The following is a 12,593-nucleotide window of genomic DNA, read 5'->3' as shown; positions in this document are numbered from 1 at the left end:
CAACGGGATGAGACTCGAGCCGCCGCGGGCGTGAAGCGCCGCGGTTGGCGAGCAACCATTCATATTTCCACAAGGGAGTGATGATGCAAAAGCAATTCAAGCAACTGGTTCTGCTGGCTGCACTGGTGCCGACGTTCGCGATGGCGCAAGCGCTGTCGAATTCCGCACCGGCTGCGACCGCGGCAGCTGCGCCGATCGACGCCGACAAGAAGGCGGCGATCAAGGATCTGCTCGACGCGATCGACGCGCCGAAGCTCGTGTCGGCAATCGGCAACAGCGCCGAGATGCAGGCCAAGCAACTCGTTCCGGCGATCCTGTCGGACGCGCTGTCGGAAAACAAGACGCTGAACGACAAGCAGAAGCAGGCCGCCGTGCCGACGCTGCAAAAGAACGCAGTGCCGAAGCTGGTCGACGGCGCGGGCAAGGTGTTCGGCACGCAGCAGTTCCAGAACGATGCGATGTCGGCTCAGTACGACGCGTACGCGAAGTACTACAGCACGTCGGAGATCAAGGATCTGACGACGTTCTACAAGAGCCCGACGGGCCGCAAGTTCATCCAGGTTCAGGATCAGGTTGGCCGCGACGTCGTCAACGGCCTGATGCAGAAGTACATGCCGCAAGCGATCCAGGCAACGCGCACGCAGGCTGACAAGGAAGTCGCCGCGGTCAAGCCGGGCAAGTGAGCGGTCCGGGCGCGCCGCCCGGCCGTCCGGTCGGGTTTGGCGGGAGCCTGATGACAGTGCGATAATGGCCGTTTGCGCGCGAGCGCAAACGGCCATTCCTTTTTGTGGCGCGGTCTTTCTGCCGGCAGCGAGCCGGCCGCAAGCCGGTCCGCGTCCGTCCCGAGGTTATTCACGATGCGCGTCTTTAATTTCTCCGCCGGCCCAGCGGCGCTCCCCGAGGAAGTGCTGCGGCAAGCCGCCGACGAAATGCTCGACTGGCACGGCAGCGGCATGAGCGTGATGGAGATGAGCCATCGCGGCAAGGAATTCATGTCGATCCACGAAACCGCGCTGGCCGACCTGCGCGATCTGCTCGACGTGCCGGCCAGCCACCGGATCCTGTTCCTGCAGGGCGGCGGCATCGCCGAGAACGCGATCGTGCCGATGAACCTGCTCGGTTCGCGCAAGAGCGCCGACTTCGTCGTCACCGGTTCGTGGTCGCAGAAGTCGTTCAACGAAGCCAAGAAGTACTGCACGCCGCATCTGGCGGCCTCGGGCAAGACGGCCGACGGTTTCACGCGCGCCCCCGCGCGCGCCGAATGGCAGCTGTCGGACGATCCGGCCTACGTGCATCTGTGCACCAACGAAACGATCGACGGCGTCGAGACGTTCGAGATTCCCGACCTCGGCGACGTGCCGCTCGTGGCCGACGTGTCGTCGCACATCCTGTCGCGCCCGATGGACGTCGCGAAGTACGGCGTGCTGTTCGGCGGCGCGCAGAAGAACATCGGGATGGCCGGCGTGACCGTCGTGATCGTTCGCGAGGACCTGCTCGACCGCGCGCTGTCGATCTGCCCGTCGGCATTCGAATGGAAGACCGTCGCCGAGAACAACTCGCTGTACAACACGCCGCCCACCTACGCGATCTACATCGCGGGCCTCGTGTTCCAGTGGCTGAAGCGGCAGGGCGGTCTCGCGGCGATCGAGGCCCGCAACATCGAGAAGGCGAAGCTGCTCTACGACACGATCGACGCGAGCGGCTTCTATCTGAACAAGGTCGAGCCGGCGGTGCGTTCGCGGATGAACGTGCCGTTTTTCCTGGCCGACGAAACGCGCAATGAAGACTTCCTCGCCGGCGCAAAGGCGCGCGGGCTGCTGCAGCTGAAGGGCCACAAGTCCGTCGGCGGCATGCGGGCGTCGATCTACAACGCGGTGCCGCTCGAGGGCGTGAAGGCGCTCGTCGAGTACATGAAGGACTTCGAACGGCGCGACGCCTGACGGCGCGCTGTTCAAACAGCACGGCAAAACGCATGGACGACGAACTGAATTCCCGCCTGAAACCGCTGCGCGACCGCATCGATGCGATCGACGCGCAGCTGATCGCGCTCCTCAACCAGCGCGCTGCGGTGGCGCTCGAGGTGGGCGAGGTCAAGAAGCACTTCAACGCGCCGGTGTTCCGGCCGGAGCGCGAGCTGCAGGTCATCGCGCGCCTGCAGGACATGAGCGCCGGGCCGCTCGCGGGCGAGCACATCAGCGCGATCTGGCGCGAGATCATGGCCGCGAGCCGCGCGCTCGAGCAGACGATCCACGTCGCGTTCCTCGGGCCGGTGGGCACGTACAGCGAACAGGCGATGTTCGAGTATTTCGGCCAGTCGATCGAAGGACTGCCGTGCCCGTCGATCGACGAAGTATTCCGCTCGGTCGAGGCGGGCGCGGCCGCCTTCGGGATCGCGCCGGTCGAGAATTCGACCGAGGGCGCGGTGTCGCGCACGCTCGACCTGCTGCTGCAGACACAGTTGCTGATCAGCGGCGAACTCGCGCTGCCGATCCATCACAACCTGCTCACGCAAAGCGGCACGCTCGCCGGCGTGACGCGCGTCTGCGCGCACGCTCAGGCGCTCGCCCAATGCCAGCAGTGGCTCGCGGCGAACGCGCCGCAGCTCGAGCGGCAAGCGGTGTCGAGCAACGCCGAGGCAGCCCGTCTCGCGGCGGCCGACCCGAGCGTCGCGGCGATCGCCGGCGATCGTGCGGCCGCGCACTACGGGCTGCAGGTCGCGTTCTCATTGATCCAGGACGATCCGCACAACCGCACGCGCTTCGTGATCGTCGGCAAGCAGCCGGCGGGGCAGAGCGGTCACGACCAGACGTCGCTGATCGTCTCGGTGAAGAACGAGCCGGGCGCGGTGTTCAAGCTGCTCGAGCCGCTCGCGCGGCACGGCGTGTCGATGACGCGCTTCGAATCGCGGCCGGCGCGGGTCGGCACGTGGGAGTACTACTTCTACATCGACATCGAAGGGCACCGGGACGACGCGGCGGTGGCCGCCGCGCTCGCGGAGCTCGGCCAGAAAGCCGCGTTCCTGAAGATACTCGGTTCGTATCCGCGCGCGCGCTGATGCGCGGCGGCCCGTCGCCTGCCTCGCGCGGGCGACGCGGCGAGGCGGCGAAGGGGCAGCGCCGGCCGGGCCGCGCTGCCGACGGCGGGTTCGGGCGGTATCCGGCGCAGGTCGCGCCGGGTGTGCGCCCGGTGCCCGGGATCTGGACTTCCGTGCGCGGGCATCGTTCCGCGCGCGTCACTTGGCTCATGTCGTGTCAGGCTTTGCATTCAACAAACTGGTCATTTTCGGCGTCGGCCTGATCGGCGGATCGCTGGCGCGCGCGTTGCGCGAGCGTGCCTCGGGCGGGGCGGGCGAGATCGTCGGCGTGGGCCGGTCGCGTGCGTCGGTCGAGCGCGCGCTGGCGCTCGGCGTGATCGACCGCGCGGCGGCGCTCGACGACGACGCGCAACTGCGCGACGCGCTGGCCGGCGCCGATCTGGTGCTGCTCGCCGCGCCGGTCGCGCAGACGGAGCCGTTGCTCGCGCGCATCGCGCCGTGGCTGGACGCCGCGACGATCGTCACCGATGCGGGCAGCACCAAGTCCGACGTCGTCGCGGCCGCGCGCGCGGCGCTCGGTGATCGGATCGCCCGGTTCGTGCCGGGCCATCCGATCGCCGGCCGCGAGTCGAGCGGTGTCGAAGCCGCGTTGCCGGACCTGTACGTCGGCCGCAACGTCGTGCTGTGCCCGCTCGCGGAGAACGCGCCCGAGACCGTCGCGCGGATCGACGCGATGTGGCAGGCGACCGGCGCCGACGTGCGCACGATGAGCGCGGCCCAGCACGATCGCGTATTCGCCTCGATCAGCCATTTGCCGCACGTGCTGTCGTTCGCGCTCGTCGAGCAGATCCTCGGCGAGGCCGATGCGGAGCTGAAATTCTCATATGCGGCCGGCGGCTTCCGCGACTTCACGCGGATCGCGGCGTCGAGCCCCGAAATGTGGCGCGACGTGTGCGTCGCCAACCGCGCGGCGCTGCTCGACGAACTCGACGGCTACACGCGCGTGCTCGCACGGCTGCGCGCGGCGATCGACGCCGGCGACGGCGCCGCGCTCGAGGCCGTATTCACGCGCTCGCGCGCCGCGCGCAAGGCGTGGCAGGAGCGCGGCGCGCAGCCCGCTGCAGAACCGGTCAAGAAATAACAGGACGATTCACATGGACTATCTCGATCTCGGCCCGTACTCCAGTGCCTCCGGCACCGTGCGACTTCCCGGCTCCAAGAGCATTTCGAACCGCGTGCTGTTGCTCGCGGCGCTCGCCGAAGGCGAAACGACGATCACGAACCTGCTCGATTCCGACGACACGCGCGTGATGCTCGACGCGCTCGGCAAGCTGGGCGTGCGTCTCACGCGCGACGCCGACACCTGCGTCGTCGCCGGCACGCGCGGCGCGTTCACCGCGAGGACGGCCGATCTGTTCCTCGGCAACGCCGGCACCGCGGTGCGCCCGCTGACGGCGGCGCTTGCGGTCAACGGCGGCGACTACCGCGTGCACGGCGTGCCGCGCATGCACGAGCGGCCGATCGGCGATCTCGTCGACGGCCTGCGGCAAATCGGCGCGCAGATCGATTACGAACAGAACGAAGGCTTTCCGCCGCTGCGGATCAAGCCGGCGGCGATCACGGTCGACGCGCCGATCCGCGTGCGCGGCGACGTGTCGAGCCAGTTCCTGACCGCGCTACTGATGACCTTGCCGCTCGTGAAGGCGAAGGACGGCAAGATCGTCGTCGAAGTCGACGGCGAACTGATCTCGAAGCCGTACATCGACATCACCATTCGACTGATGGAACGCTTCGGCGTGACCGTCGAGCGCGACGGCTGGCAGCGCTTCGTCGTGCCGGCCGGGGTCCGTTACCGCTCGCCGGGGCGCATCATGGTCGAGGGCGACGCGTCGTCGGCGTCGTATTTCCTCGCGGCCGGCGCGCTCGGCGGCGGCCCGCTGCGCGTCGAGGGCGTCGGCCGGGCGAGCATCCAGGGCGACGTCGGCTTCGCGAACGCGCTGATGCAGATGGGCGCGAACGTGTCGATGGGCGACGACTGGATCGAGGTGCGCGGCATCGGCCACGATCACGGCAAGCTCGATCCGATCGACATGGATTTCAACCTGATTCCGGACGCCGCGATGACGATCGCGGTCGCGGCGCTCTTTGCGAGCGGCACGAGCACGCTGCGCAACATCGCGAGCTGGCGCGTGAAGGAAACCGACCGCATCGCGGCGATGGCGACCGAATTGCGCAAGCTCGGCGCGGTGGTCGAGGAGGGGCCCGACTATCTGGTCGTCACGCCGCCGCAGCGGCTCACGCCGAACGCGACGATCGACACCTACGACGATCACCGGATGGCGATGTGCTTCTCGCTCGTCAGCCTGGGCGGCGTGCCCGTGCGGATCAACGACCCGAAGTGCGTCGGCAAGACGTTCCCCGACTATTTCGACCGCTTCGCCGCGCTCGCCAAGGCCTGACCGACCGTACCCGATGAAATCGACCCGACCCTTTCACCCGACCCCCGTCATCACGATCGACGGCCCGACCGCTTCCGGCAAGGGCACCGTCGCGGCGCTCGTCGCCGCGCACCTCGGCTTTCACCTGCTCGACAGCGGCGCGCTGTACCGGCTCGCTGCGCTCGCGAGCGTGCGCTACGGGATCGACGCGCAGGACATCGACGCGCTCGTGAAGCTGATCGACGACCTCCACATCACGTTTCGCGAGGGCTGCGCGCAGCTCGACGGCGTCGATGTGTCGAACGACATCCGCGCGGAGGCGGTCGGCAACCGCGCGTCGGCGATCGCCGTGCACGGGCCGGTGCGCGTGGCGCTGGTGGCGCGCCAGCGGGCCTTCCGCAAGACGCCGGGCCTGGTTGCGGACGGCCGCGACATGGGCACCGTGATCTTCCCGGACGCCGTGCTCAAGGTGTTTCTGACGGCCAGCGCCGAGGCTCGCGCGGCGAGGCGGCATAAGCAATTGATGCAAAAAGGATTTTCTGCTAATATAGATGACTTGCTCCGGGATTTGCGTGAGCGTGACGCGCGTGACAGCAATCGCGCGGCCGCGCCGCTGAAGCCCGCGGCAGATGCCAAGCTGCTCGATACGTCGGCGCTTTCGGTCGATCAAGCGGTCGATCAGGTGCTGCAGTGGTACCGGGCGCTCGGCCAGCCGGCCTGAAAAGGCGGGCAGCAGTAGGTGCTGGGCGCGCGAGCGCTCAGCGTGTTTCAAACCCTTAACCCCGTATGGTTTCGATCTGGCTCTTTCAGCCTGCCATTCCGGCCGGCGTGGCACAGCGATCCATGCACAATCCGATTTTTATGTCCGACCTGCAAACCTCCACCCCGAATACCGAATCCTTTGCGGCTCTGTTCGAAGAGTCGCTGACCCGCCAAGACATGCGCGCCGGCGAAGTGATTTCCGCCGAAGTCGTGCGCGTCGACCACAACTTCGTGGTCGTCAATGCAGGCCTGAAGTCCGAGGCTTACATTCCGATCGAGGAATTCCTGAACGATCAGGGCGAGGTTGAGGTGCAGTCGGGCGATTTCGTGTCCGTCGCGATCGACGCACTCGAAAACGGCTACGGCGACACGATCCTGTCGCGCGACAAGGCGAAGCGCCTTGCATCGTGGCTGTCGCTGGAAAAGGCCCTCGACAACAACGAACTCGTCACCGGCACCATCACCGGCAAGGTGAAGGGCGGCATGACCGTGATGGTCAACGGCATCCGCGCGTTCCTGCCGGGTTCGCTGGTCGATACGCGTCCGGTCAAGGACACGACCCCGTACGAAGGCAAGACGCTCGAGTTCCGCGTGATCAAGCTCGATCGCAAGCGTAACAACGTCGTGCTGTCGCGTCGTGCCGTGATCGAGGCAACGCAAGGCGAAGAGCGCGCGAAGCTGCTCGAGACGCTGAAGGAAGGCGCGATCGTCAACGGCGTGGTCAAGAACATCACCGACTACGGCGCGTTCGTCGACCTCGGCGGCATCGACGGCCTGCTGCACATCACCGACATCGCATGGCGTCGCGTGCGTCACCCGAGCGAAGTCCTGTCGGTTGGCCAGGAAGTCACCGCGAAGATCCTCAAGTTCGACCAAGAGAAGAACCGCGTCTCGCTGGGCATCAAGCAACTGGGCGACGATCCGTGGGAAGGCATCTCGCGCCGTTACCCGTCGGGCACGCGCCTGTTCGGCAAGGTCACGAACATCACCGACTACGGCGCATTCGTCGAAGTGGAATCGGGCATCGAAGGCCTGGTCCACGTGTCGGAAATGGACTGGACCAACAAGAACGTCGCACCGTCGAAGGTTGTCCAGCTGGGCGACGAAGTCGAAGTCATGGTCCTCGAGATCGACGAAGACCGTCGTCGTATCAGCCTCGGCATGAAGCAGTGCAAGCCGAATCCGTGGGATGACTTCAGCCGCAACTTCAAGAAGGGCGACAAGATCACGGGCGCAATCAAGTCGATCACCGACTTCGGCGTGTTCATCGGTTTGCCGGGCGGCATCGACGGCCTGGTCCACCTGTCGGACCTGTCGTGGAGCGAAGCCGGCGAAGAAGCCGTTCGCAAGTACAAGAAGGGCGACGAAGTCGAAGCGATCGTGCTCGGTATCGACGTCGAGAAGGAGCGTATTTCGCTCGGCATCAAGCAGCTCGAAGGCGACCCGTTCAGCAACTACGTTGCAATGAACGACAAGGGTTCGATCGTCGACGGCGTGGTGAAGTCGGTCGATGCGAAGGGCGCCGTGATCACGCTGACGGGCGACATCGAAGGCTACCTGCGCGCTTCGGAAATCTCGCAGGATCGCGTCGAAGACGCACGCAACGTGCTGAAGGAAGGCGACAAGGTCAACGCGATGGTGATCAACATCGATCGCAAGTCGCGCGGCATCAACCTGTCGATCAAGGCGAAGGACTCGGCTGAACAACAGGAAGCGATCCGCGGCCTGCAGTCGGACTCGAGCGCTGCTGCGACCGGTACGACCAACCTCGGCGCGCTGCTGAAGGCGAAGCTCGACGGCCAGAACCAGTAAGCCTCGCGAGGTCTGCTGAAGTATGACCAAATCCGAGTTGGTCGCACAGCTGGCACTGCGATTTCCGCAACTTGTCCTCAAGGATGCGGATTTCGCGGTGAAAACGATGCTCGATGCGATGTCCGACGCTCTGTCGAAAGGGCATCGCATCGAAATTCGCGGTTTCGGCAGCTTCGGCCTCAACCGTCGCCCGGCGCGCGTCGGACGCAACCCGAAGTCGGGGGAGAAAGTGCAGGTGCCCGAGAAGTTCGTGCCGCACTTCAAGCCCGGCAAGGAATTGCGTGAGCGCGTCGACGGTCGCGCCGGTGAGCCGCTGAAAGCTGACGATCCGGACGACGAGCGTTGAGCGTCGTGCGGTTTGCCCGGAACCTGTCCGGCGAAGGCTGAAAAGAAAGCGCCCCTAGCGGGCGCTTTTTTCATTTCCGGCGGCGGCAGGACGACGCACTCCGAACGATCTGCGCTGACGCCGAAACGCATCCTTTACAATACGGGTCGATTCGGCGACGCGAAGGGGAGTCGCGCGCCGCGGCAAACCTCAACAAAGAGAGGGCTACATGAAGTTTATCGTCTGGCTGATCCGGGTATTGGTGTTCGTGCTGCTGCTGGTGCTCGCGCTGGCCAATACGCAAACCGCGACGCTGAATTTCGTTGCCGGCTACGCGTGGCAGGCGCCGCTGATCCTGATCGGTCTCGCGTTCTTCGTCGTCGGTCTGCTGGCCGGTCTGCTGTCTGCGCTGCCGTCGATCTTCCGGCTGCGTCTGGAGAACGGACGTCTCAAGCGGGATCTGCGCGCCGCGCGTGAAACCCCGGCGGTCGTCGACCAGCCGCCGATGCCGCCCGTCATTTAACACCGACGCCGCGCGAATTTTGCGCGGTTTTCGTCTCTGCTTCGATATCTCGCATGGATCTGGATTTCTGGTGGTTGCTCGCGATTCCTGTCGCGTTCGCGCTCGGATGGGCGGCGTCACGCTATGACCTGAAGAATCTCCTGTCGGAGAGCGCCAACCTGCCGCGCTCGTATTTTCGCGGCCTGAATTTTCTGTTGAACGAACAACCGGACAAGGCGATCGACGCGTTCATCGAGGTCGCCAAGCTCGACCCCGAGACGGTCGAGCTGCACTTCGCGCTCGGCAACCTGTTTCGCCGCCGCGGCGAGACGGACCGCGCGATCCGCGTCCACCAGAACCTGCTGAGCCGCACGGACCTGCCGGTGAACGAGCGCGACCACGCGCTGTACGAGCTCGGCCAGGACTTCCTGAAGGCCGGCCTGCTCGACCGGGCGGAGGAGGCGTTCCACCGCCTCGCCGACGGCGACTACGCGCTCGGTGCGCAGCGGGCGTTGCTGACGATCTACGAGATCGAAAAGGACTGGAACAAGTCGATCGACACCGCGCGACGCATCGAGTCGATGAGCGACAAGCCGCTCGGCATCGAAATCGCGCAGTTCCACTGCGAAATCGCGCAGGATGCGCTGCAGCGCAAGAACACCGCGGCGGCGGCCGAGCAGTTGAAGCTCGCGCTCGCGGCGAACCCGCAGAACGTGCGCGCGACGATCCTGTCGGGCGACGCGGCCGAAGCGGCCGGCGATCCCGCCGCCGCGATCGGTCACTGGAAGCGCGTCGAAACGCAGAACCCCGCCTACCTGCCGCTCGTCGCCGACAAACTGATGAAGGCGTACATCGCGCTCGGCAAGCCGGTCGACGGCGCGGAGCTGCTGATGGGCTATGTCGATCGCTATCCGTCGAACGATCTGCTCGACATCGCGTATCAGCACATCGCGGGCATGCGCGGCCAGGACGCTGCGCACGCACTCGCGCGCGCGCAGATGGAGAAGTCGCCGAACCTGTCGGGCATGCTGCACCTGCTGGATGCGCAGATCGCCGCGGCCGACGAGCCGCGCCGTAAGGAGCTTGAAATGATGCGCGCGCTGATCCGGCAGCGCACCAAGAATCTGCCGCGCTATACGTGCCAGAATTGCGGTTTCCGGGCACGGCTCTTCTACTGGCAGTGCCCCGGTTGCAGCGGCTGGGAAACCTATGCGCCGCGGCGCGTCGAACCTGCGATGCCGGGCTGATCCCGGCGAGCGGCGCGACGCGTGGCGGTTGCCGCCGGCTTCGGCCGGGCGGCCAAGTTAGTCAATTACCGGGACGTACCGGAACATCTATGAAAATCACCATCATCGGCACCGGCTATGTCGGTCTTGTCACGGGTTCCTGTCTCGCGGAGATCGGCCACGACGTCTTCTGTCTCGATGTCGATCCGCGCAAGATCGAGATCCTGAACAACGGCGGGATGCCGATTCACGAACCGGGCCTGCTCGACATCATCGCGCGCAATCGCGCGGCAGGGCGGCTGCGTTTCTCGACCGACATCGAGGCGAGTGTCGCCCACGGCGAGATCCAGTTCATCGCGGTCGGCACGCCGCCCGACGAGGACGGCTCGGCCGACCTGCAATACGTGCTCGAGGCCGCGCGCAACATCGGCCGCCACATGACGGGCTTCAAGGTGATCGTCGACAAGTCGACGGTGCCGGTCGGCACCGCGCAGCGCGTGCGCGCGGTGGTCGACGACGCGCTCGCGGCCCGCGGGCTCGGCGGCAGCGTCGCGCATCGCTTCTCGGTCGTCTCCAATCCGGAATTCCTGAAGGAAGGCGCGGCCGTCGAAGATTTCATGCGGCCGGACCGGATCATCATCGGCGTCGACCACGACGAGACGGGAAGCGTGGCGCGCGAGAAGATGAAGAAGCTCTACGCGCCGTTCAACCGCAATCACGAGCGCACGATCTACATGGACGTGCGCTCGGCCGAATTCGCGAAGTACGCGGCGAACGCGATGCTCGCGACGCGCATCTCGTTCATGAACGAGATGTCGAATCTGGCCGACAAGGTCGGCGCCGACATCGAAGCGGTGCGGCGCGGGATCGGCTCCGATCCGCGGATCGGCTATCACTTCCTGTATGCAGGCGTCGGCTATGGCGGCTCGTGCTTCCCGAAGGACGTGCAGGCGCTGATCCGCACGGCCGGCGAGAACGGCCAGCCGCTGCGCATCCTGGAGGCCGTCGAGGCGGCCAACTCGGCGCAGAAGGACGTGCTGATCGGCAAGATCGAACAGCGCTTCGGCGCGGATCTGAGCGGCCGCACGTTCGCGGTGTGGGGCCTCGCGTTCAAGCCGAATACCGACGACATGCGCGAGGCGCCGAGCCGCCGGCTCATCGCCGCGCTGCTCGCGCGCGGCGCGACCGTGCGCGCGTATGACCCGGTCGCGATCGACGAGGCGCGCCGCGTGTTCGCGCTCGATTTCGAAGCAGGCGCCGACGCGCTCGCGCGTCTGCACTTCGTCGATACGCAGGATGCGGCGGTCGCCGGCGCGGATGCGCTCGTGATCGTCACCGAGTGGAAGGAATTCCGCAGCCCGGATTTCACGCGCCTGAAAGCGGAGCTGAAGGCGCCGGTGATCTTCGACGGGCGCAATCTGTACGAGCCGGATGCGATGGCCGAGATCGGCATCGACTACTACGCGATCGGACGCCCGTATGTCGATCCCCAAACCGTTTCCCGTGGGTGAGCGCACGATGAGTTCTCTTCGCGAAGTGGTGCCGGTCCCGCGCGCGCAGCTGGCGAAGTCGCGCGTGCTCGTCGTCGGCGACGTGATGCTCGACCGCTACTGGTTCGGCAACGTCGACCGCATTTCGCCGGAAGCGCCGGTGCCCGTCGTGCACGTGCAGCGTCAGGAAGAGCGGCTCGGCGGCGCGGCCAACGTCGCGCGCAACGTCGTGACGCTCGGCGCGCAGGCGGGGCTGCTGTGCGTGGTCGGCTGCGACGAACCGGGCGAGCGGATCGTCGAACTGCTGGCCAGCAGCGGCGTCACGCCGCATCTCGAACGCGACGCGGCGCTGCCGACGACCATCAAGCTGCGCGTGCTGGCACGCCAGCAGCAGCTGCTGCGCGTCGACTTCGAGGCGACGCCGACGCACGAAGTGCTGCTCGCGGGCCTCGCCCATTTCGACACGTTGCTGCCGCAGCACAACGTCGTGCTGATGTCGGACTACGCGAAGGGCGGTCTGACTCACGTGACGACGATGATCGAGCGCGCGCGCGCGGGCGGCAAACCGGTGCTCGTCGATCCGAAGGGCGACGACTGGGCGCGCTATCGCGGCGCATCGCTGATCACGCCGAATCGCGCGGAGCTGCGCGAAGTGATCGGGCACTGGAAGTCGGAGGACGATCTGCGCGAGCGGGTCGCGAAGCTGCGCGCGGAGCTCGACATCGACGCGCTGCTGCTCACGCGTTCCGAGGAGGGGATGACGCTCTTCTCGGCGGCGGGCGAGCTGCATGCGCCGGCGCTCGCGCGCGAGGTGTACGACGTATCGGGTGCGGGCGACACCGTGATCGCGACGGTCGCGACGATGCTCGGCGCCGGCGTGCCGCTCGTCGACGCCGTGGTGCTCGCGAACCGCGCGGCGGGGATCGTGGTCGGCAAGCTCGGCACGGCCACCGTCGACTACGACGAACTGTTTCATTGAGCGATCGCCGCGGCCCGACCGAGCG

Annotated in this window: 12 protein-coding genes; all 12 read left to right on the top strand. The window is 66.5% G+C overall.

The genetic code is table 11. The features are described 5' to 3' along the window. Positions 1-83: 83 nt before the first annotated feature. The 12 genes from AK36_RS24185 (at position 84) to rfaE1 (ending at position 12,568) form a co-directional block, all read left to right on the top strand. Positions 84-683, top strand: a complete 600-nt coding sequence (locus tag AK36_RS24185; RefSeq protein ID WP_011883810.1) for a DUF2059 domain-containing protein — start codon at positions 84-86, stop codon at positions 681-683. A gap of 174 nt (positions 684-857) precedes the next feature. Continuing rightward, a complete protein-coding gene (serC, locus tag AK36_RS24180) occupies positions 858-1,940 on the top strand; it encodes a 3-phosphoserine/phosphohydroxythreonine transaminase (RefSeq protein ID WP_014722677.1) in 1,083 nt (360 codons plus the stop codon). 32 nt (positions 1,941-1,972) lie between these two features. Further along, positions 1,973-3,055 carry a prephenate dehydratase gene (pheA, locus tag AK36_RS24175; RefSeq protein WP_011883815.1) on the top strand — a complete coding sequence of 361 codons (1,083 nt, stop codon included), beginning with the start codon at positions 1,973-1,975 and terminating at the stop codon, positions 3,053-3,055. 193 nt (positions 3,056-3,248) lie between these two features. Next, positions 3,249-4,175 (top strand): prephenate dehydrogenase, encoded by a 927-nt coding sequence (locus AK36_RS24170; protein WP_045579346.1) that lies wholly within the window; start codon positions 3,249-3,251, stop codon positions 4,173-4,175. A gap of 13 nt (positions 4,176-4,188) precedes the next feature. Beyond that, positions 4,189-5,493, top strand: a complete 1,305-nt coding sequence (gene aroA / locus AK36_RS24165) for a 3-phosphoshikimate 1-carboxyvinyltransferase (protein ID WP_011883818.1) — start codon at positions 4,189-4,191, stop codon at positions 5,491-5,493. A gap of 13 nt (positions 5,494-5,506) precedes the next feature. Continuing rightward, positions 5,507-6,193: a (d)CMP kinase gene (gene cmk, locus AK36_RS24160; RefSeq protein WP_014722679.1), complete on the top strand. Its 687-nt coding sequence runs from the start codon at positions 5,507-5,509 to the stop codon at positions 6,191-6,193. A gap of 140 nt (positions 6,194-6,333) precedes the next feature. Beyond that, entirely contained in the window at positions 6,334-8,046 is a 1,713-nt protein-coding gene (gene rpsA, locus AK36_RS24155) for a 30S ribosomal protein S1 (RefSeq protein ID WP_034176254.1), read from the top strand. Positions 8,047-8,068: 22 nt separating this feature from the next. After that, on the top strand, positions 8,069-8,392 hold the full coding sequence (locus AK36_RS24150; protein WP_006750752.1) for an integration host factor subunit beta: 324 nt from the start codon (positions 8,069-8,071) through the stop codon (positions 8,390-8,392). A 208-nt stretch (positions 8,393-8,600) separates the two neighbouring features. Then, entirely contained in the window at positions 8,601-8,894 is a 294-nt protein-coding gene (locus tag AK36_RS24145) for a lipopolysaccharide assembly protein LapA domain-containing protein (RefSeq protein ID WP_011883826.1), read from the top strand. 53 nt (positions 8,895-8,947) lie between these two features. Beyond that, complete coding sequence (lapB, locus tag AK36_RS24140; RefSeq protein ID WP_045579345.1) at positions 8,948-10,120, top strand: lipopolysaccharide assembly protein LapB; 1,173 nt, start codon at positions 8,948-8,950, stop codon at positions 10,118-10,120. 89 nt (positions 10,121-10,209) lie between these two features. After that, positions 10,210-11,610, top strand: coding sequence for a UDP-glucose dehydrogenase family protein (locus AK36_RS24135; RefSeq protein ID WP_011883830.1), 1,401 nt, complete (start codon positions 10,210-10,212; stop codon positions 11,608-11,610). Between the two features lie 7 nt (positions 11,611-11,617). Then, positions 11,618-12,568: a D-glycero-beta-D-manno-heptose-7-phosphate kinase gene (gene rfaE1, locus AK36_RS24130; RefSeq protein ID WP_011883831.1), complete on the top strand. Its 951-nt coding sequence runs from the start codon at positions 11,618-11,620 to the stop codon at positions 12,566-12,568. Positions 12,569-12,593 lie beyond the last annotated feature (25 nt).

It is taken from the genome of Burkholderia vietnamiensis LMG 10929, from assembly GCF_000959445.1.
Classification (GTDB): domain Bacteria; phylum Pseudomonadota; class Gammaproteobacteria; order Burkholderiales; family Burkholderiaceae; genus Burkholderia; species Burkholderia vietnamiensis.
Note: the sequence above shows the minus strand (reverse complement) of the source record. Positions and strands in the feature narration are given on the sequence as shown.

Excerpts from the sequence above, each read along its gene's own strand:
- AK36_RS24185 (WP_011883810.1), top strand. The coding sequence starts at position 84 with ATGCAAAAGCAATTCAAGCAACTGGTTCTGCTGGCTGCACTGGTGCCG.
- AK36_RS24145 (WP_011883826.1), top strand. The coding sequence starts at position 8,601 with ATGAAGTTTATCGTCTGGCTGATCCGGGTATTGGTGTTCGTGCTGCTG.
- cmk (WP_014722679.1), top strand. The coding sequence starts at position 5,507 with ATGAAATCGACCCGACCCTTTCACCCGACCCCCGTCATCACGATCGAC.
- AK36_RS24150 (WP_006750752.1), top strand. The coding sequence starts at position 8,069 with ATGACCAAATCCGAGTTGGTCGCACAGCTGGCACTGCGATTTCCGCAA.
- pheA (WP_011883815.1), top strand. The coding sequence starts at position 1,973 with ATGGACGACGAACTGAATTCCCGCCTGAAACCGCTGCGCGACCGCATC.
- lapB (WP_045579345.1), top strand. The coding sequence starts at position 8,948 with ATGGATCTGGATTTCTGGTGGTTGCTCGCGATTCCTGTCGCGTTCGCG.
- AK36_RS24135 (WP_011883830.1), top strand. The coding sequence starts at position 10,210 with ATGAAAATCACCATCATCGGCACCGGCTATGTCGGTCTTGTCACGGGT.
- rfaE1 (WP_011883831.1), top strand. The coding sequence starts at position 11,618 with ATGAGTTCTCTTCGCGAAGTGGTGCCGGTCCCGCGCGCGCAGCTGGCG.
- aroA (WP_011883818.1), top strand. The coding sequence starts at position 4,189 with ATGGACTATCTCGATCTCGGCCCGTACTCCAGTGCCTCCGGCACCGTG.
- serC (WP_014722677.1), top strand. The coding sequence starts at position 858 with ATGCGCGTCTTTAATTTCTCCGCCGGCCCAGCGGCGCTCCCCGAGGAA.
- rpsA (WP_034176254.1), top strand. The coding sequence starts at position 6,334 with ATGTCCGACCTGCAAACCTCCACCCCGAATACCGAATCCTTTGCGGCT.